The organism is Plectonema radiosum NIES-515 (assembly GCF_025753815.1).
Lineage (GTDB): Bacteria > Cyanobacteriota > Cyanobacteriia > Cyanobacteriales > Nostocaceae > Hassallia > Hassallia radiosum_A.
The window spans coordinates 1-1312 of the sequence record NZ_JAOWRF010000315.1; the positions used below are offsets into that span (position 1 = coordinate 1).

A 1312-nucleotide genomic window follows, 5' to 3' on the forward strand; every position below is an offset into this window, starting at 1 on the left:
GAGCTAGTCTTAAGTTGATTAATTGATAGACAACTCTGTAAGATAAGGTAGAACTCTGTACAGTAGAAGTTAGATGTACAAACCACGCTTTCATAGGAAATGCCAGAATGCTTTTGTCAATCAAAACATGTTTGAAACTAAATTCATCTCAACGTGTTCTGATGTCGAAGCACGCGGGTATAGCTAGGTTTACTTACAACTGGGGTTTAGCTACATGGCAAGCTCTATATAAAGATGGCTATAAACCTAATCACAGATTACTTAGAACATTTTTCAATAATCACGTTAAAACTAATCCAGACTTAGCTTGGTTAAAAGAGAATGGGATCTGCCAAAAAACAACAGAGTTTGCATTTGAGCATTTAGGAGATTCTTATAAAAGATTCTTTAAAGGTATAGGCGCATATCCTAACTTCAAAAAGAAAGGAAGGTCAACCGATAGTTTTACTATTAATGCTAGTGGAAAACCAATAAGTGTTGGTGGTACTTGTATTAAGCTGCCTACTATAGGATGGGTTAAAACTTATGAAGGGTTGCCACATGTACAAACATCAAAATTTACGATATCTGAGCGTGCTGGCAACTGGTACATAAGCTTTGCTTTTGAACAAACAGCAGAGCAGTCAGCAGACAAAATATCGGTAGTGGGTGTTGACTTGGGGATTAATGAACTTGCCACTTTATCTACAGGAGTTGTGTTTAATAATCCTAGAGCCACCAACAAAATGAAGAAAAAACTAGCTAAAAAACAACGTCAATTAGCTAGAAAGGTAAAAGGTTCTAACCAATATATTAAACAAAAATTAAGAGTTGCCAAAATACACAAACGTACCAGTGATATTAGATTAGATGCCACACATAAAGCAACAACAATTATTAGCAAAAACCACGCGAAAATAGTTGTTGAGAATTTAAATGTTAGTGGAATGATGGCTAATCATAAATTAGCTGGTGCGGTGAGTGACGCCAACTTCTATGAATTCCGTAGGCAGCTAGAATACAAAACCAAATTGTTTGGTAGCGAAATAATACTTGCGGGTAGATTTTACCCCTCAAGTAAGACTTGTTCTAGTTGTGGGCACATTCAAAACATGCCATTGAAAGTCAGAACTTTTGATTGCCAAAAGTGTGGAATAATAATCGATCGAGATTTAAATGCTTCAATAAATCTCTCAAAGCTTGGGCAGGCAGTCGTTTTAAACGCGGATGGCTAAACCGTGTCTGGGCGTTAAGGGTTCTGGAGCCGACTCCACCCGTTGAAACGTCAACTAAAGATTGAATGTCTACGGATGTCCATGATTTAGATAGCAGG

Annotated in this window: 1 protein-coding gene; it reads left to right on the forward strand. The window is 37.3% G+C overall.

Annotated features, from left to right (window positions below; genetic code table 11):
* The first annotated feature begins 107 nt into the window (after positions 1–107).
* The gene (locus tag OGM63_RS21840; protein WP_263747763.1) at positions 108–1214 is read left to right on the forward strand and encodes an RNA-guided endonuclease InsQ/TnpB family protein; all 1107 of its coding nucleotides are present in this window, start codon (positions 108–110) and stop codon (positions 1212–1214) included.
* The last annotated feature ends 98 nt before the right edge of the window (positions 1215–1312 follow it).

Excerpts from the sequence above, each read along its gene's own strand:
- OGM63_RS21840 (WP_263747763.1), top strand. The coding sequence starts at position 108 with ATGCTTTTGTCAATCAAAACATGTTTGAAACTAAATTCATCTCAACGT.